The sequence below is a fragment of the Allobosea sp. Tri-44 genome (assembly GCF_004123845.1).
Lineage (GTDB): Bacteria > Pseudomonadota > Alphaproteobacteria > Rhizobiales > Beijerinckiaceae > Allobosea.
Genome location: NZ_NBDP01000042.1, coordinates 47,657 through 65,477 on the forward strand (window position 1 = coordinate 47,657; position 17,821 = coordinate 65,477).

Here is a 17,821-nt window from a genome sequence, read left to right on the forward strand (position 1 = left end):
GGGCGGGATTTCCTTCGCTACTGACCGAGGCGTTCGAGCAGGGCCGGGACATGGACCTGATCGGCCTTGTAGTTGCCGGTCAGCGCGTACATCACGAGGTTGACGCCGGCGCGCAGCGCCATCTCGCGCTGGCGCGGATCGGAGCCGGACATCGGCACGAGCGCCTCGCCTCGCCGTCCGACAGCCCAGGCGGCGGCGAGATCGTTCGAGGTGATCACGATCGGCGAGACGTTGTCGCCGGCGCGGGCCGGGCGGCGGCCATCCTCGCTGGCGGGCGGCAGCACCTCGACCCAGGTCGTGCCGGTGTCATAGCGGCCGATGAAGCCGTCGAGGATGTAGAAGGTCTTGGTCAGGACGTGGTCGCGCGGAATCGGCTCGAGCTCGGGAATGTCGAGCGTCTGCAGCATGCGGCGGAGCTGATCGCCCTCCGGCGTCGTGCCGCCGCCGGGCCGGGTGCTCATCGCATCGCGTGTGTCGAAGATCACCAGGCCGCCGCCCTTCATATAGGCTTCGAGCTTGCGCAGCGTCTCGGCCGCCGGGATCGGCCGGCCGGCGACCACCGGCCAATAGAGGATCGGGTACGTGGCAAGTTCGTCGCGGGCGACGTCGACGCCGGCCGCCTCGCCCGGCTCCAGCGCGGTACGGGCGCCGAGCACGATGTTGAGGCCGGCCATCCCGGCCTTGGACATGTCGTCGACCGCCCTGTCGCCGGTGACGACATAGGCGAGCCGGGTCGCGCTCGCGGCCGTGACGATGTCGCGGGTCACTGGCGGGCGCTGCTCGGCTGCGGGCGGAGCAGGGGGCGCCGGCTGCTGCTGGGCACGCACTGCGTCCGGAGCAGGCACGGTCGCCAAGGCGAAGCCGAGCAGCAGGGCTGCCGGGGCCGCCCGGCGGAAGCGGGCGAGATTCATGCGGCCGCCAAGCCAGAGCGTCGCCAACGTATCGGCGACGAGCAGGATCAGCGCGAGAACCAGAAGCTGCGGGCGGATATCGCGGGCGACAGGCTGGTCGATCGGCAGCACGGTTGCACCGAGCGCGGCGAGATCGAGCGCGGTCAGCGTGTCGGCAGGAGCCAGCGTGTTGACCGCCATGGCGCCGTCGGTCGGGCCATAGATGCCGGGCGGATGGGCGAGCGTGGCGCGGCCGGCGAAGTTGCGGGCGACGGGCTGTGCGGTCGCCGGCGGGCTGCGGAAGGCGCCCTGGCCGTCGAGCACGCGCGTCGGCGAGAGGGTTTCGACCCTGACCTCGCCGCCTTGTCCCTCGGTTGCGCTGGTGCCTGACATGGCGACGACCTTGCGCAGCATTTCGACGAAGAGGCCAGAGAGCGGCAGGTTCGACCAGGTGGTGTCGGCGGTGACATGGACCATGGCGAGCACGCCGTCGCCGCGGCGTTCGCCGGTGACGACCGGCGTGCCGTCCTCCAGCGCTGCCCAGGTCTTGCGGGCGAGATCCGGCTCGGGCTCGGCCAGGATCTGACGGGTGACGCGGACATCCTCGGCCAGAGACGACCCGAAGAACGGGCTCTCGCGGGTGAAGGGCGCGAGCTTGCGCGGTGTCTCCCAGGAGAGGCCGCCGCCGAGCGTGCGGCCGCCGCGGCGCAGGCGCACCGGCGTCAACTCGTCCGAGGAGGCAGCCAGGCGTGCCCCGGCAAAGCGCAGCAGCACGCCGCCGCGCTCGACGAAGGCCGAGACCTTGGCCGCGGTGTCGCTGTCGAGCGCGCCTATATCGGCGAGGACAAGCACGGAGAGGTTTTGCGCCAGAAGCTCGCCGACCGGATCGGTCGAGCCGGAGCGGGGCTCGCGGATCTCGGCGAAGGGCGAGAGCGCACGCGAGACGTAATAGGTCGGCGACAGCAGCGGCTGGGCGGTGTCGGCCGTCGCGCCGGAGACGATGCCGATGCGCCGGCGCTTGGCGCGGTCGTCGAGCAAGGCGACGGCGCCGGCGCTGCGTTCGCCGGTGATCTCGAGCCGGGAGACGGCGTTGCGGACCTCGATCGGCAGGGTCAGGCGCGCGATGGTCGCGAGTTCGTTGCCGCCGAAGACGAAGGGCGCGTCGCCGAGCGGCAGGCCCTTGAGGTCGAGGGCGCGGACCTGGCCGCTGGCCGCGGCGTTCACCGTCGGGCGCAGCACCTTGACGGTCAGCGCGCCGGCGAGGTTCTCGGGCGTGGTGAGGGCGCGCTGGTCGGCCGGGCCGGCGTGAATCGACAGGTGGCCGGCGCCGGCTTCCTGCTTCAGCCGTGCCAGGAAATCGGCATCGCCGCCGCCGATGCCGAGCCCGTCGGCGACCCAGACCGTCTCGGCCTGGGGTTGGGCCCGCCAGAAGGCTTCGAGGCGCTGGAGATGGGCGCCGCGATCGGGCGCGTGCGGCTGGAGGGCGAGCGCGCGCAGGCGCTCGAGCGCGCCCTGCGGCTGCGAGAGGGCGATTTCCGCGGGTGCCTCGGCAAGGCCGACGACGGCGACAGGCCGACCCTCGCGGGTGGCTGCGGCGATGCGGCTCTCGGCGATGGCCTGGCGCTCGGTCCAGTCGGTCGCGGCGCCGAAGCCGTTGTCGACCAGAAGAAGCAGCGGGCCGCGCAGGGCGGCAGCATCGCGCACCGGATTCCAGACCGGGCCGGCGACGGCGAGGATCGCCAATGCCGCTACCGCCATGCGCAGTGCCAGCAGCCACCAGGGCGTATGCGCCGGCGTCTCGCGCTGCGGGATCAGGTCGCGCATGATCTTGAGCGGCGGGAAATCAATGCGCTTCGGCCGCGGTGGTGTCACCCGCAGGATCAGCCAGAGCACAGGCAGGACGGCCAGCGCGATCAGAGCCAGCGGTGCGGAGAAGGCGATCGGCAGCGATGAGAGCATCGTCCGTTCTCCCCTCAACCTGCCGGGCCGCCGCGCGAGGCGGCGATCAGGCTGGCGATTCGCAGCACGCCCTCGCTGGCCGGGCGGTCGGTGCGATGCAGGGTCATCGTCCAGCCGGCATGGCGGCAGGCCTCGCGGATGGCGTCGCGATGGGCCTGCAAGCGCTCGCGATAGTCCTCGCCCCATTTGCTGGCATCGCCGACCCGCAGCGACAGGCCGTCCTCCAGATCGAAGAGTTCGGCCTGGCCAGAGAACGGGAAGGTCTCCTCGATCGGGTCGGCGATCAGAAGGATATGGCCCTTCGCGCCGCTGCTCGCCAGCGTGGCGATGCGCTTGGCCAGTGCCGTCGCCGGCGTCAGTCCGTCGGTGATCAGGATCGCGTCGGCGAGGCGCGGCAGCGGCTCTTCCGGCGGCAGGTCGGCCTCGCCATTGCGGCGATCGGCGACGATCGCCTGAGCCAGCATTTCGACGATGCGGCGTGACGCCATTGGCCGGGTGAGGCCGAGATGGCCAACGCGCTCGCCGCCCTCGACCAGCGCCTCGGCGAGCGCGAAGCCGGCGACCAGCGCGCGGTCGACCTTGCTCGTCAGCGCGAGCGAGGAGGCAAAGCCCATCGAGGGCGAGCGGTCGATCCAGAGCCAGATCGCGTGCGAGGCTTCCCATTCGCGCTCACGCACGAAGAGATGGCCATCGCGGGCCGAGCGGCGCCAGTCGATGCGCGAGGCGGCCTCGCCGGTGACCAGTGGCCGGTACTGCCAGAAGGTCTCGCCAGGGCCGGAGCGCCGGCGGCCATGGATGCCGTGCACGCTGGCCGAAACCCGCCGCGCCTCCAGCACCAGCCTGGGCAGGCGGGCGGCGAGATCGAGCGACGCCTTGAGGACCGGCTGGCCCGGCTGGCGCTCGGTTTGGCCGAGGACGCGGGTGCGCAGCATCAAAATGCCCTCAACCCAGACGCTCCACCAGCTTGGTGACGATACCCTCGACCGTCTCGCCATCGGCGCGGGCGGCGAATGTCAGAGCGATGCGGTGCTTCAGGACGGGGGCGGCGAGCGCCGCGACGTCGTCGACCGAGGGCGCGAGCCGGCCTTCGACAAGGGCGCGGGCGCGGGCGGCGAGCGTCAGCGCCTGGCTGGCGCGCGGGCCGGGGCCCCAGGCAAGCTTGTCGGTGATCGCCTTCTCGCCGTCGCCAGGACGGGCCGAGCGGACGAGATCGAGGATGGAATCGACCACAGCCTCGCCGACCGGCAGGCGGCGCACCAGGCGCTGCGTCGACATCAGGGTCTCGGCTGTCATCGCCTGTACCGGCTTGTGCTCGGCGGCGCCCGTGGTCTCGAGCAGGATGCGGCGCTCGGCCTCGCGGTCGGGATAACCGACATCGATCTCCAGGAGGAAGCGGTCGAGCTGGGCTTCCGGCAGCGGATAGGTGCCTTCCTGCTCGATCGGGTTCTGGGTGGCGAGGACGTGGAAGGGCGCCGGCAGGTCGTGGCGTTCGCCGGCGACGGTGACGTGATGCTCCTGCATCGCCTGCAGCAGCGCGGACTGGGTGCGCGGCGAGGCGCGGTTGATTTCGTCCGCCATCAGCAGCTGGGCGAAGACGGGCCCCTTGATGAAGCGGAAATGGCGCTTGCCGCCCTCGCTCTCGTCGAGCACCTCGGAGCCGAGGATGTCTGATGGCATCAGGTCGGGCGTGAACTGGACGCGCCGGGCCGAGAGGCCGAGCACGGTGCCCATCGCCTCGACGAGCTTGGTCTTGGCGAGGCCGGGCACGCCGACGAGCAGGCCGTGGCCGCCGGCGAGCAAGGTGATCAGCGAGAGATCGACCACCTTCTGCTGGCCGAAGATGACCTGGCCGATCTCGGTGCGGGCGGCGCCGATGGCCGCGAGCGCGGCTTCGGCGGCCTCGACCACGCCGGTATCGAGGTTGATCGGGGCATTTGCATCGCGGGCCTGGGCATCACGGGCTTGCGCCACCATGTCGATCTCCTTCAGCCTCGCCGTCGCGCGGCCTTCCTGTCCGATTCCGAACTCTGACCCTCGCGGGGAGCATGCTCAAGGGGCAGAGGGCGGCGGTGCACAACAGTCCGCTTCACGATTATGTAGAGTTCAAGGCGAGAGAGCGATGCAACCGGCATGCCGATGACGAAAGCGCGAGGTGACGTGACGACCGAGGCGGGCGGCGCGATGAATCGCTTGTTGAGCGCGCTGGGCAGCGGCTCTTCCCGCGGGCTGCCGCCGGTCGAGCGCTGGAATCCGCCGTTTTGCGGCGATCTCGACATGCGTATCGCTGGCGACGGCACCTGGTTTTACCTCGGCACGCCGATCGGGCGACCGGCGCTGGTAAAGCTGTTCTCCTCGGTGCTGAAGCGCGAAGGTGACGATTACTTTCTCGTGACCCCGGTCGAGAAGGTCGGGATCAAGGTCGAGGACGCGCCGCTCCAGGCGGTCGAGATGGCGGTGGAAGGCGAGGGCGATGCCCGCAGCATCGCCTTCCGGACCCGTACCGACGATCTCGTCACGGTCGGGACCTACAACGCCTTGCGCTTCGAGAGGGCTGCGAACGAGGGCGTGAAACCCTATGTGCATGTCCGGCGTGGGCTCTGGGCCCGGCTCACGCGGGCGCTGACCTATGATCTCCTGGCGCTCGGTGAGATCAGCGAGATCGACGGGCAGGCGCAGTTCGGCATTATGGCCGGCGGCGCCTTTCATGTGGTCGCGCCGGCCAGCGAGATCGAGGGACTGTGATGCAGCATCCGGCTAAGCGGCTTGCCGAGACCGCGTTCTGGAATGGAGGCGACCTCGAGGCGCTGCTGCTCCGCAGCCTGCGGGCTGAGCCGCCCGCCCTCAGCGACCTGATCGCGCGGCCGCGCGGCGACCACGACCTGCAGTCCGAGCCGATCGACATCCCGGACGAGGCGAGCGCGGTCGAGGCGGCGGTGCTGATCCCGATCGTGTTGCACCCGGATGGACCGACCGTCCTCCTGACCCAGCGCGCCGCGGCGCTGCGCAGCCACTCTTCCCAGATCGCCTTTCCGGGCGGACGCATCGACGCCACCGACGGCTCGCCGCTGGTTGCGGCGCTGCGCGAGGCAGAGGAAGAGATCGGGCTTGCCCCCGACAGGGTCCGGACGGTCGGCTATCTCGACGCCTATCTCACCGGTACCGGCTATCGCGTCACACCGGTGGTCGGGCTGGTCGAGCCGCCGCTTGCGCTGGCGATCAATCCGCACGAGGTCGACGAGGCCTTCGAGACGCCGCTCGCCTTCCTGCTCGACCCGGCCAATCACCAGCGCCACGGCCGCGAATTCAGGGGGCGGCATCGCACCTACTATGCGATGCCGCATGGCGATCGCTATATCTGGGGAGCGACGGCCGGCATGATCCGCAATCTCTACGAGCGGCTCGCCGGCTAGTGTCCGTTCGGAAATTCGTGATGGCGGACTGCGACTGGCATTTTTCTGCGCTTCGGTGCTCACGTACCGCAGTACGCTGCGCTCCGATGCTCGAAAAATCCCAGTCTCGCCACGCCCTGACGAATTCTCGAATGGACACTCTGACTGGACGGATTGGACTAACCCGATGCTGCGCACGCTGATCGAGGAGTTTCTGCTCTTCGTCCTGCCGTTCTGCTTGTTCGCGAGCTATCTCGTGGTCCGGCGGCGCAATCCGTTCGATGTCGATCACTGGAGCGGCCATGTGTTCTGGCTGTCGGTGACCGGGCTGGTGCTCGGCATCGCCTCCTTCATCTTTGCCGGCGTGGTCGCACAAAGGCACACCGGCGCGTTCGTGCCGCCCCATGTCGAGAACGGCCGGCTGGTTCCCGGCTATTTCGAGGACCGGCCGAAGCCATGATCGAAAGCGAGCGGCAGCGCCTCGTTGCATTGCTGGCGCGGGCCGATGTCGCAGCGCTTCTTTCCACGCTGAATCGCGATGGGGAAGAGGCACGCATCGTCGGTGGGGCGGTACGCAACGCACTGCTCGGCGAGCCGGTCTCAGACATCGATATCGCGACGACCTGCCTCCCGGACGAGACGATGCGGCGCGCGCGCGCCGCCGCGTTCAAGGCGGTGCCGACCGGGGTCGAGCATGGCACCGTCACCGTCGTGATCGACGGCGCGCCCTTCGAGGTCACGACGCTGCGTCGCGATGTCGAGACCGATGGCCGCCACGCCGTCGTCGCCTTCGGCCGCGATTTTCGCGAGGATGCGCTGCGGCGCGACTTCACCATCAACGCGCTCGGCCTCGATAAGGCAGGCGTGCTGCACGATTATGCCGACGGGCTCGCCGATCTCGCGGCAAGGCGGGTGCGCTTCATCGGTGTTGCTGGAGACCGGATCGCCGAAGATTACCTGCGCATCCTGCGCTTCTTCCGCTTCCACGCCCGCTACGGCGCGGGCGAGCCGGATCGAGCGGCGCTCGATGCATGCATGGCGGGGCGCGTCGGACTCGATGGGCTGTCGCGCGAGCGGGTCTGGGCGGAGCTGCGCAAGCTGCTCGTCGCGCCACGCGCTGCCGAGACCCTGCAGGCCATGGCGGGGGCGGGGCTGCTGATGCCGGTGCTTGGCGGCGTGCCCCGTCTCTCGCGCTTTGCCGCGATCGCCGGTGCGCCGGGTGAAGGTGTCTATCCGGCGTTCCGGCTTGCGGCGGTCACCGTCGCGGTCAGCGAGGACGCGCTGCGCCTGCGCGAGCGACTGCGGCTCTCGAACGCTGAGTTCGAGCGGATTTCCGGCATAGCCGCCGCTCTGGAAGCGTTGTCGGGGAGCGGAAGGCTGCCGGAGATCGCCACGCTGCGCCGCCTGGTTTATCGCATTGGAGCCGACGCGGTTGCAGGCGCATTAGTTCTGCTCGGAACAGCCGAAACATCGGCAGAAGTCCAGGGCCTGATCGCCGGAATCGCGCGCACACCCGCCTTCCTGCCGAGCGGGCGCGATGTGCTGGCCCTGGGCGTTGCGGCTGGTCCCTTGGTCGGAGCCGTGCTCGAACGGGCGCGGCATGACTGGATCGAGGCGGGCTGTCCGGCAGAGGAGGCGGTGCAACGAGGCCTTGTCGACCGGGCGGTCGAGGGGCTTGCAGGTCGCTAGAGCAGGCTGTTTTTGCTGGAAACCGGCGCACGCATCGTAACCCGCCGGCTCTCGCGGCAAGGGTCCTGGGAAGGCTGCGTATCGGCCGATCGTCAAGCTCGGGACAGCAATCCATTAACTTAATTTTAAGTCAAAAACGTCAGTTTTGACTTGAAGTAAGCCGGCTGCTGAACCTGCAAGCGAGGTCAAGGCATGGATGCTTTTACGATGGTGATCGTCGCGTGCATCGCTGGCGAGCCGCAATGCATAACCGCACAGTTCAGCGACAACAGCTTCACGACATTCCAGGCATGCGATTCTCGCGTCAACGAGATTGCGAGTTCCATGACAAAGGACTTCGCGAAACGACATGAGCTCAAAGGGAAACAGGTGACATATGAAATCTCCTGCTCAAGGCAGGCGAAATTTGCCAAGGCTTTGGTATAATTTCGCTAGTAGAAACTCGCCTGCTACAATTTGACTTGCAGCAGGCGAGTGATATTCATTCGATGATCTGAACGATCTTGCGCGATGTGGGATCCACGAGAACAGTCTTTTCATTCACCACCGAATAGCGATATTGAGTCACGCCGACATCAGACGGTAGCGCTCGAAGTTCGACGGTTGACGGCAGCGCCGTCCCGACCGAAACCGTATCGGTGATTTTCATCGAGCTCGGCTTCTCCTTCATAATATATGTCTTGATCTTGCCGCTTTGCTCCGTCGTGACGGTTGTCGTCGTCGTTGTCGTCTGGGCGATTGCCGCGGTGCCCAGAGCTGCTGCGAGGGCGACGGAGGCCAGAATACGATAGGACATGAGCGTTCTCCCGTTTGTCGATGGTCCCCCGCCTGCCATCAACTTTGGCATCAGCCGATGGTTCCAGCGGCTGCCCGGCTTACGGCCACCTGACCGTCGGCGGCATGGACGACAGGATCGAGGCGACGTTGCCGCCGGTCTTCAGCCCGAAGATGGTGCCGCGGTCGTAGAGCAGGTTGAACTCGACATAGCGGCCGCGGCGGACCTGCTGCTCGTGGCGCTCGGCTTCCGTCCACGGCGTCGCCAGATTGCCGCGCAGGATGCGCGGATAGCTGTCGAGGAAGGCCTCGCCGACCGCCTTTGTGAAGGCGAGATCGGCGTCCGGATCACCCGACCAGAGATAATCGTAGAAGATGCCGCCGATGCCGCGTGGCTCGCCGCGGTGCTTGAGGAAGAAGTACTCGTCGCACCAGGTCTTGAAGCGCTCGTAGTCGGCGACCTTCGCATGAGCTTCGCAGGGTTCGCGCATCGCGGCATGGAAGGCGAGTGTGTCGGGGTCGTCCTGGTTGCGCCTTTGGGCGAGGACCGGGGTGAGGTCGGCGCCGCCTCCGAACCACGGCTTCGTCGTCACGACGAAGCGGGTGTTCATGTGCACGGTCGGCGCGTGCGGGTTCCAGGGATGGGCGATCAGCGAGATGCCGGTGGCGTGAAAGCGCGGGTCTTCGGCGGCGCCGGGGATCTGGGCGGCGAATTCCGGCGCGAAGCTGCCATGCACGGTCGAGACGTGGACGCCGACCTTCTCGAAGACCCGCCCCGACATCAGCGACATCACGCCGCCGCCGCCCGGCGCGCCGTCATGGTTGGTGCGCTGCCAGGGCGTGCGCACAAAGCGGCCGGGCTTGTCGGTCTCGGGCGGGAAGGGGCCGCTCACCTCGTCCTCGATCTGTTCGAAGGCGGCGCAGATGCAGTCGCGCAGGCTCTCGAACCAGGCGCTGGCGCGCGGCTTCATCGCCTCGACGATGGCGGGGTCGAAGGCGGCGGTCTCGGGGGCTTGTCCGGTCATGGGCGATCTCTTTGTCAGATATCGGCCGGCCCGGGATAGGCGCCAAGCTGACGCAGCGCCTCGCCCACGACCATCGCCGCGGCCATGGCGACATTGAGCGAGCGCAAATCCCGGCGCATCGGGATATGCACGCTAGCTTCGGCCGCAGCATAGACCTCCGGCGGCACGCCAGCGGATTCACGGCCGACCATGACGATGTCGCCGGGCTGGAAAACAAAATCCGTATGGGCGATGGCACCGTCGGTCTCGGCGAGTACGAGGCGGTGGCCAGCCTCGCGTCGCCAGGCCTCGAAGGCACGGAAGCTGTCGTGGCGGGTTACCGCCGCCCGTTCGATATAGTCCATGCCGGAGCGGCGGAAATTGCGGTCGGAGACGTCGAAGGCGGCAGGCTCGACGATATCGACCGCAACACCAAGGCAGGCCGCCATGCGGATCATCGTGCCGGCGTTCTGCGGGATGTCAGGCTGGTAGAGGGCAAGGCGCAGCATGAGGGGCCTCATGCTGCGCAGTGCGCGCCCGCGTCAAGGCATGTGTCTCAGGGGCGGACGGCGATGGCGACGATCTCGACCTTCGCATCCAGGGGAAGGCGGGCGACTTCGACGGTGGCGCGCGCTGGCGGGGCGGTCTTGAAATAGCTGCCATAGACCCCGTTCATCTTACCGAAGTCGTTGAGATCCTTCATGAAGACGGAGGTCGAGACAATATGGTCCATCGTCAGGCCGTCGGCTTCGAGCACGGCCTTGAGGTTTTCGAGGGTCTGCCTGGTCTGGTCCTCGATGCCGGCGTCCTTCATGAACTGCTTCGTCTTCGGATCGATCGCGACCTGTCCGGCCAAGAACACCATGTTTCCGGCCTTGATCGCCTGGGAATAAGGGCCGATCGCCTCCGGTGCATTCGGCGTCGCGATCACCGTCTTGCCCGCTGTCTGGGCGAAGGCCTGTGTTGCCAGAAGGAGTGTGCCCGCCAGGACGAGGGCGGCATGAAACCTGATCATTGAACGGACCTCCGGATCGCCGCCTTCTCTTGCGGCGCGGCTTCATGCTGTGCGGGTCGGCTGCGCCCTGCAAGGGCAGACCGCCATGATTGCTACCAAAGTCGATATCCTTTCGTCGCAGATTCTGCGGCCGCTGTGAGAGAGCAGGGGCTCTTGGCGCTTATGCCTTGCCATCGTCTGCTGTCATGGCATGACGAGGTATCGCTTGCCGGCTCTGGTCGCCACCGGGAGTGCGCACCATATCCGCCTGTGTCTATTGCCTGCCTGAGGAGGGCGGTTTCAAGCTCATGTTCGCCCCGCTCTTCCGTTTCCTTGAAAGCCGCATCGACGTCTTCGCGCCGTTCGACGAGCGCAAGACGCCGCCGACCGGCGTGTTCCGCTTCATGTGGCATCACATCAAGGGCGTGAAGGGCTGGATGGCCCTGATCATGCTGACGGGCCTCGGCTTTTCCGGCATCGAGGCGGCGATGTATCTGATGGTCGGCTGGTTCGTCGACCTTTTGGCGACGAACTCGCCGGAGCAGGTTTTCAGCGAGCATGGCGGACTGTTGATCGGTGCGGCCATCCTCGTCACGGTGTTCAGGCCGCTGATCTACTTCGCCAATCACGCCATCGTCGACCAGGTGGTGGTGCCGCAGATCACCAACCAGATCCGCTGGCGCAACCATGTCTACACGCTTGGGCACGCGCTCTCCTATTTCCAGAACGACTTCGCCGGCCGGCTCTCGTCCCGGGTGATCCAGGCCGGGCAGGCGATCCGCGGCGCCACGATCGAGGTGATCGACGATCTCTGGTACGCGCTGATCTTCGCCTCGGTCGCGCTCGGCTTTTTCGGCTCGACCAGCATCTGGCTCGCCATGCCGGTGATTGTCTGGCTCGCCGCCTATGTCGTGCTGCTGATCTATTTCGTGCCGCGGGCCAAGAAGCGTTCCGAGGCGAACTCGCTCGGCCGCTCGAGCACGACGGGCCGGATCGTCGACGCCTACACCAACATCCTGACGGTCAAGCTCTTCGCCCGCGCCGACGCCGAGCGCTCGGCGGTACGCGATGCGCTGACGCGCTGGAACGCCTCCTTCCTCAGCCTGTCGCGGCTGATCACCGGGGTCAGCGTCATCCTGCAGACGATGAACAGCCTGCTGGTCGTGGCGACGGCCTGGCTCTGCCTGCATTTGTGGAGTCAGGGCGAGATGACGCCCGGCGCGGTCGCGGCTGCGATCGGGCTCGTCTTGCGCCTCGTGCAGATGTCGAGCTGGCTGATCCATCTGGTGCGCGGCGTCTTCGAGAATATCGGCTCGGTGCAGGAGAGCATGGAGACGATCGCCAAGCCGCACGACCTGCCGGACGCAGCCGACGCGGTGCCGCTCAAGGTCGCGCAGGGCGGCGTCCGCTTCGAGCATGTCCGGTTCAATTACGGCCGGCCATTGGGGCTGTTCGAGGACCTCGACCTCGAGATCAAGCCGGGCGAGAAGATCGGGCTGGTCGGCCCCTCGGGGGCGGGCAAGTCTACGCTGGTCAACCTGTTGCTGCGGCTCTACCCGCTCGATTCGGGCCGTATCCTGATCGACGGGCAGGACATCGCCCGGGTGACGCAGGAATCGCTGCGCAGCCAGATCGGCATGGTGACGCAGGACAATTCGCTGCTGCACCGCTCGATCGGCGACAACATCGCCTATGGCCGGATCGGCGCGAGCCAGGAGGACATCGCGGCGGCGGCCATGCGCGCCTCCGCACACGATTTCGTCCTCGGCCTCAGCGACCAGGACGGGCGTAAGGGCTTCGACTCGCGCGTCGGCGAGCGCGGCGTCAAGCTGTCCGGCGGTCAGCGCCAGCGCATCGCGATCGCGCGCGTGCTGCTCAAGGATGCGCCGATCCTGATCCTCGACGAGGCGACCTCGGCGCTCGATTCGGAGGTGGAGGCCGAGATCCAGGCGCAGCTTTCCACATTGATGGAAGGAAAGACTGTGATCGCGATCGCGCACCGGCTCTCGACCATCGCCGCGCTCGACCGGCTGATCGTGCTCGACAAAGGCCGGATCGTCGATATGGGCAGTCATGACGAGCTGGTGCGGCGTGGAGGCCTCTACGCAAGGCTGTGGGCGCGACAGTCGGGCGGCTTCCTGGCGCTCGCCGACGGCGACAGGATGCCGGCCTGAGCCGACTGCAGAGCAGCGTTGCTGCGATGCGACAGGTGCGGCACGGGCGACAGTAGACTTCATCAAAACTGCATGCCAAAGAGCGCGCAGGCGACGCGCCGCCGGAAGGTGGCTCTGCGCCCGTGCTCCTATGAGGGGGCCGTGATTTTGATTGAGCCGGCCAGGCCGGCAGCCGAGCAGGGAACTGGATCGTGGCGCACGCGACAGAGACGACTGGCACCGAACCCACCCGCCGCGATTTTCTGTTCCTGACCACTGCCGCGGTCGGCGTGGTCGGTGCCGGTTCGCTGCTGCTGCCGTTGGTCGGCCAGCTGGCGCCTGATGCGCAGACCGTTGCCGCCGGCGCGCCGATCGATCTCGACCTCGCTCCGATCGCGGAAGGCCAGGCAATCAAGCTGTTCTGGCGCGGCAAGCTGATCTTCGTGCGCAACCGCACCAAGAAGGAGATCGACGAGGCGCTCGCCGTCAACATCGCGACGCTGCGCGATCCGCAGACCGACCAGCAGCGCACCAAGGCCGGCCACGAGAAATATCTCGTTGTCTACGGCAGCTGCACCCATCTCGGCTGCGTGCCGCTCGGCAGCGCACCCGGCGAGCCGAAGGGCGAGTTCGACGGCTGGTTCTGCCCCTGCCACGGCTCGCACTACGATTCCTCCGGCCGCATCCGCAAGGGTCCCGCGCCGCTGAACCTGCCGGTGCCGCCCTATGCGTTCACCGCGGACACCAAGATCAAGATCGGCTGAGCCTTCTGAAGCAGGCGAAGACGGCATCGGCGGATTTGAGAGAGCTTGAGGCGAGCAGCATGAGCGGGCACAGCACCTACCAACCGAAGACGGGAATCGAGCGCTGGCTCGATGCGCGCCTGCCGATCGTGCGGCTGGTGCACGATTCGGCGATCTCCTATCCCGTGCCGCGCAACCTCAACTACCTCTGGACCTTCGGCGGCATCCTCGCCTTCATGCTGGTGGCGCAGATCATCACTGGCGTGATCCTGGCGATGCATTACACGCCGAACGCGAGCATGGCGTTCAACTCCGTCGAGCACATCATGCGCGACGTGAACTTCGGCTGGCTGCTGCGCTATCTGCACTCCAACGGCGCCTCGATGTTCTTCGTCGCCGTCTACATCCACATCTTCCGCGGCCTCTATTACGGCTCGTACAAGGCGCCCCGCGAGGTGCTGTGGATCCTCGGCGTGATCATCTTCCTGCTGATGATGGCGACCGCCTTCATGGGCTACGTCCTGCCCTGGGGCCAGATGTCGTTCTGGGGCGCGACCGTCATCACCAACCTGTTCTCGGCGCTGCCGGTGATCGGCGAGACGATCGTCACCTTCCTCTGGGGCGGCTATTCGGTCGACAACCCGACGCTCAACCGCTTCTTCTCGCTGCACTTCCTGCTGCCGTTCATGATCGCCGGCGTCGTCGGGCTGCACATCTGGGCGCTGCACCATGTCGGCCAGAACAACCCGACCGGCGTCGAGGTGAAGGACGTCCGCAAGGACACCGTGCCGTTCACCCCCTATGCGACCATCAAGGACCTGTTCGGCATGGTCTGCTTCATGCTGGTCTTCGCCTGGTTCGTGTTCTACCAGCCGAATTTCATGGGGCATGCCGACAACTACATTCCGGCCAACCCGGCGGCTACGCCTGCTCACATCGTGCCTGAATGGTATTTCCTGCCGTTCTACGCGATCCTGCGCGCCATCCCCGACAAGCTCGGCGGCGTGCTCGCCATGGGCGGCGCGATCGTGATCCTGGCCTTCCTGCCCTGGCTCGACACCTCCAAGGTCAAGTCGATGACCTATCGGCCGATCGCGCGCCAGTTCTTCTGGATGTTCGTGCTGGTCTGCATCGGCCTCGGCTATCTCGGCGCCATGCCGGCCGACGAGCCTTACGTGACGATCTCGCGCATCCTGACCGTGCTGTATTTCGGCTTCTTCGCGGCGCTGGCGCTGATCGGCATCTTCGAAAAGCCGACGCAGCTGCCGACCTCAATTGCCGACTCGGTGCTCGGCGGCTCGGGCGCACGCCTGGCCCACGCCACCGCCTCCGAACCGAACGTCAAGGGTTGACGAGATGAAGACCACCTCGTTTCGCCGCGCCCTGACGGGCCTCGTCACCGGCCTCGCCATCGTTGCAGCCTCGCCGGTCCTGGCCGCCGAGGGCGCCCCGAAGCCGCCGCGCGTGAGCTGGTCGTTCGCCGGCCCGTTCGGCACGTTCGACCGGGCGCAGTTGCAGCGCGGCTTCAAGATCTACAAGGAGGTCTGTGCCGCCTGTCATGGCGCCAGCCTCGTCTCGTTCCGCAATCTTGCCGAACCCGGCGGGCCGGAATTCTCGCGCGGCCAGGTGGCTGCGCTGGCCGCGACTTATCAGATCAAGGACGGTCCCAACGACGCGGGCGAGATGTTCGAACGTCCCGGCCGTGCGGCCGATCGTTTCCCGTCGCCCTTCCCGAACGAGCTGGCGGCGCGCGCGGCCAATGGCGGGGCGTATCCGATCGATATGTCGGTGCTGGCCAAGGCGCGCACCTATGAGCGCGGCTTCCCGTGGTTCATCTTCGACATCTTCACGCAGTATCAGGAGAACGGGCCGGACTATATCCATGCGCTCCTGACCGGCTACAAGGACCCGCCGCAGGGGTTCCCGGCGCTGCTGCCCGGCCAGAACTACAACGAATACATGTCCGGCCACCTGATCGCGATGCCGAAGCCGCTCAATGACGGGCAGGTCGAGTATCCGAAGGCGGCGGACGGCAAGGCGCAGGTGCCTGAGACGGTCGATCAATATTCCAAGGACGTCACCGCCTTCATGATGTGGATGGCGGAGCCGCATCTCGAGGCGCGCAAGCGCATGGGTTTGCAGGTGATGCTCTTCCTCGCACTCTTTGCCGGCCTGCTCTACTTCACCAAGAAGAAGATCTGGTCGCGCCTGCCCGACCACGCCTCGGTGCACTGAGCGAAATTTGGAATTGGAAAGGGCCCCGGAGACGGGGCCCTTTTCGTTTGCGAGCAAGGCTGTGGATCGGCGCGTTGCCGGCCCGCGCATGGTTGCGCTGGCGTCACAAACTTCTGATCCTTGGCCGGGAAAGCTTTCGAGGGCAGGCGACATGGCTGAAGCGGTTCTGGGCATCATCGGCGGCTCCGGCATCTACGACCTGCCGGGACTCACCGATCTGCGCGAAGAGCGGATCGAGAGCCCCTGGGGCGAGCCCTCCGACGTGCTCCGGATCGGCCGGATGGGGGAGACGACGATCGTCTTCCTGCCGCGCCATGGCCGGGGCCATGCGATCCCGCCCTCGGAGATCAACTACCGCGCCAATATCGACGTGCTGAAGCGGGCAGGCGTCACCGACCTCGTCTCGCTCTCGGCCTGCGGCTCCTACAAGGCCGAGCTCTATCCCGGCCTGTTCGTGCTGGTCGACCAGTTCGTCGATCGCACCGCCGGCCGCGCCAGCTCGTTCTTCGGCAAGGGCTGCGTCGCCCATGTCTCGGTGGCGCACCCGGTCGGGCCGGCGCTGCAGGATCGGATCGCGGCGGCGGCAACGGCGGAGGATCTGCCCTTTGTCCGGGGCGGCACGCTCGTCACCATGGAAGGCCCGCAATTCTCGACGCTGGCCGAATCGCTGACCTATAAGGGCCTCGGCTACGACCTGATCGGCATGACCGCGATGCCGGAGGCCAAGCTCGCGCGCGAGGCCGAGATCACCTACGCCACCGTCGCCATGGTGACCGACTATGATTGCTGGCACGAGGAGCATGGCGCGGTCGACGTCGCCTCCGTCATCGCCGTGCTGCACGCCAATGCCGACAAGGCGCGCCGGCTGGTGGCGCGGCTCGCCGCCGATTTCCCGCGTGAGCGCGAGCCATGCCCGGCCGGCTCGCACAATGCTCTCGACTTCGCGATCGTCACCGCGCCGGAGTTCCGCGATCCCAAGCTCATGGCCAAGCTCGATGCCGTGGCCGGGCGGCTACTGAAAGCCTGATGAACTTGAAGGAACGGACGCAGTCAGCCGGCGTTCAGGCTCAAGGGCGGCATATCGCGCCTCCTGATGCCAACCACGGAGCTGATCGATGCGACCGCTCGTCCTGGCTTTCATTGCCCTTTGCGCCGCCGGCCCGGCCTTTGCCGGCAACACCTCGTCGAATTCGAGTTCGAATTCGTCCAACGGCGTTCACACCCGCGTCGATACCATCATCCGCGACGATGATCGCGGCCGCCGGCGCGTCTATGAGCGCCGGACCTACCGCGATGAGCGCGAATGGCGTGCGCAGCGCCGTTACTGGCGCGACTGAAGCGCACCCGTTTCCCCGCGGAGCAGGCGGCGCTGCCCGGTCCGCAGCGCCGTTCCCGCCGGCTGCGCCATGCGCTAAGAGGGGGCGCCGCAGCCGATGGACGAGATGATGGACCGCAGCGCCCTTGCCGATTTGAAGAACGCGATCCGGACGATTCCCGATTACCCGGCGCCGGGAATCTTGTTCCGCGACATCACCACGCTGCTCGGCGATGCCCGTGCGTTTCGGCGTGCAGTCGACGAGCTGGTGCAGCCCTTCGCCGGGCTGAAGATCGCCAAGATCGCCGGCATCGAGGCACGCGGCTTCATCCTTGGCGGCGCCGTGGCGCATCAGCTTTCGGCCGGCTTCGTACCGGTGCGCAAGAAGGGCAAGCTGCCGCATGAGACGGTCGGCATGCCTTATTCCCTCGAATACGGCGCCGACGAGATCGAGGTACACAAGGATGCGGTCTCGCGCGGCGAAAGGGTCCTTCTGGTCGACGATCTCGTAGCTACTGGCGGCACGGCGGAGGCGGCGGTGAAGCTGCTCTCCTCGCTTGGCGCCGAGGTGGTCGCGGCCTGCTTCATCATCGACCTGCCGGATCTGGGCGGTGCCGACAAGATCAGGCGGCTCGGCGTGCCGGTGCGCACGCTGGTCTCCTTCGCCGGACATTGA

At 67.1% G+C, this 17,821-nt stretch carries 19 protein-coding genes; 12 read left to right on the top strand and 7 right to left on the bottom strand.

Annotation, left to right across the window (positions count from 1 at the left end; genetic code table 11):
* Positions 1-17: 17 nt before the first annotated feature.
* Genes B6S44_RS23460 through B6S44_RS23470 form a run of 3 tightly spaced genes read right to left on the bottom strand, consistent with a single transcriptional unit; the run spans position 18 to position 4,823 of the window.
* A complete protein-coding gene (locus B6S44_RS23460) occupies positions 18-2,849 on the bottom strand; it encodes a DUF4159 domain-containing protein (RefSeq protein WP_129159308.1) in 2,832 nt (943 codons plus the stop codon).
* Positions 2,850-2,863: 14 nt separating this feature from the next.
* Positions 2,864-3,781: a DUF58 domain-containing protein gene (locus tag B6S44_RS23465; RefSeq protein ID WP_129159309.1), complete on the bottom strand. Its 918-nt coding sequence runs from the start codon at positions 3,779-3,781 to the stop codon at positions 2,864-2,866.
* A gap of 10 nt (positions 3,782-3,791) precedes the next feature.
* Entirely contained in the window at positions 3,792-4,823 is a 1,032-nt protein-coding gene (locus tag B6S44_RS23470; protein ID WP_129159310.1) for an AAA family ATPase, read from the bottom strand.
* 162 nt (positions 4,824-4,985) lie between these two features.
* Between B6S44_RS23470 and B6S44_RS23475 the strand changes: the two genes are divergently transcribed.
* From B6S44_RS23475 to B6S44_RS23495, 5 genes are all read left to right on the top strand, one after another.
* Positions 4,986-5,591: a DUF1285 domain-containing protein gene (locus tag B6S44_RS23475; protein ID WP_129159550.1), complete on the top strand. Its 606-nt coding sequence runs from the start codon at positions 4,986-4,988 to the stop codon at positions 5,589-5,591.
* Positions 5,591-6,259: a CoA pyrophosphatase gene (locus B6S44_RS23480; protein WP_129159311.1), complete on the top strand. Its 669-nt coding sequence runs from the start codon at positions 5,591-5,593 to the stop codon at positions 6,257-6,259. The genes B6S44_RS23475 and B6S44_RS23480 overlap by 1 nt, the downstream gene beginning before the upstream one ends.
* A gap of 166 nt (positions 6,260-6,425) precedes the next feature.
* The gene (locus B6S44_RS23485; protein WP_129159312.1) at positions 6,426-6,698 is read left to right on the top strand and encodes a DUF6111 family protein; all 273 of its coding nucleotides are present in this window, start codon (positions 6,426-6,428) and stop codon (positions 6,696-6,698) included.
* Positions 6,695-7,927, top strand: a complete 1,233-nt coding sequence (locus B6S44_RS23490; RefSeq protein ID WP_129159313.1) for a CCA tRNA nucleotidyltransferase — start codon at positions 6,695-6,697, stop codon at positions 7,925-7,927. The genes B6S44_RS23485 and B6S44_RS23490 overlap by 4 nt, the downstream gene beginning before the upstream one ends.
* Positions 7,928-8,134: 207 nt before the next feature.
* Positions 8,135-8,353: a hypothetical protein gene (locus tag B6S44_RS23495; RefSeq protein ID WP_129159314.1), complete on the top strand. Its 219-nt coding sequence runs from the start codon at positions 8,135-8,137 to the stop codon at positions 8,351-8,353.
* Between the two features lie 55 nt (positions 8,354-8,408).
* On the opposite strand, the gene B6S44_RS23500 is transcribed toward B6S44_RS23495, so the two are convergent.
* The 4 genes from B6S44_RS23500 to B6S44_RS23515 all read right to left on the bottom strand — a co-directional run bounded on the left by B6S44_RS23500 (position 8,409) and on the right by B6S44_RS23515 (position 10,720).
* The gene (locus tag B6S44_RS23500) at positions 8,409-8,723 is read right to left on the bottom strand and encodes a DUF1236 domain-containing protein (protein ID WP_164985937.1); all 315 of its coding nucleotides are present in this window, start codon (positions 8,721-8,723) and stop codon (positions 8,409-8,411) included.
* Between the two features lie 79 nt (positions 8,724-8,802).
* Positions 8,803-9,672 (bottom strand): oxygen-dependent coproporphyrinogen oxidase, encoded by an 870-nt coding sequence (gene hemF, locus B6S44_RS23505; protein WP_465246141.1) that lies wholly within the window; start codon positions 9,670-9,672, stop codon positions 8,803-8,805.
* A gap of 68 nt (positions 9,673-9,740) precedes the next feature.
* Positions 9,741-10,214: a tRNA (cytidine(34)-2'-O)-methyltransferase gene (locus B6S44_RS23510; protein ID WP_129159317.1), complete on the bottom strand. Its 474-nt coding sequence runs from the start codon at positions 10,212-10,214 to the stop codon at positions 9,741-9,743.
* Between the two features lie 47 nt (positions 10,215-10,261).
* Positions 10,262-10,720 carry a RidA family protein gene (locus B6S44_RS23515; RefSeq protein WP_129159318.1) on the bottom strand — a complete coding sequence of 153 codons (459 nt, stop codon included), beginning with the start codon at positions 10,718-10,720 and terminating at the stop codon, positions 10,262-10,264.
* Between the two features lie 287 nt (positions 10,721-11,007).
* Here B6S44_RS23515 and B6S44_RS23520 point away from each other — a divergent pair, with 287 nt between their 5' ends.
* The 7 genes from B6S44_RS23520 (at position 11,008) to B6S44_RS23550 (ending at position 17,821) form a co-directional block, all read left to right on the top strand.
* Positions 11,008-12,873, top strand: coding sequence for an ABC transporter ATP-binding protein (locus B6S44_RS23520; RefSeq protein ID WP_129159319.1), 1,866 nt, complete (start codon positions 11,008-11,010; stop codon positions 12,871-12,873).
* Between the two features lie 191 nt (positions 12,874-13,064).
* Entirely contained in the window at positions 13,065-13,616 is a 552-nt protein-coding gene (petA, locus tag B6S44_RS23525) for a ubiquinol-cytochrome c reductase iron-sulfur subunit (RefSeq protein WP_164985938.1), read from the top strand.
* 59 nt (positions 13,617-13,675) lie between these two features.
* Positions 13,676-14,947 (top strand): cytochrome b, encoded by a 1,272-nt coding sequence (locus tag B6S44_RS23530; RefSeq protein ID WP_129159321.1) that lies wholly within the window; start codon positions 13,676-13,678, stop codon positions 14,945-14,947.
* Between the two features lie 4 nt (positions 14,948-14,951).
* A complete protein-coding gene (locus tag B6S44_RS23535; RefSeq protein WP_129159322.1) occupies positions 14,952-15,830 on the top strand; it encodes a cytochrome c1 in 879 nt (292 codons plus the stop codon).
* A 151-nt stretch (positions 15,831-15,981) separates the two neighbouring features.
* A complete protein-coding gene (locus tag B6S44_RS23540) occupies positions 15,982-16,857 on the top strand; it encodes an S-methyl-5'-thioadenosine phosphorylase (RefSeq protein WP_129159323.1) in 876 nt (291 codons plus the stop codon).
* A gap of 88 nt (positions 16,858-16,945) precedes the next feature.
* Positions 16,946-17,167 (top strand): hypothetical protein, encoded by a 222-nt coding sequence (locus tag B6S44_RS23545; protein ID WP_129159324.1) that lies wholly within the window; start codon positions 16,946-16,948, stop codon positions 17,165-17,167.
* A gap of 108 nt (positions 17,168-17,275) precedes the next feature.
* Complete coding sequence (locus B6S44_RS23550) at positions 17,276-17,821, top strand: adenine phosphoribosyltransferase (RefSeq protein WP_129159551.1); 546 nt, start codon at positions 17,276-17,278, stop codon at positions 17,819-17,821.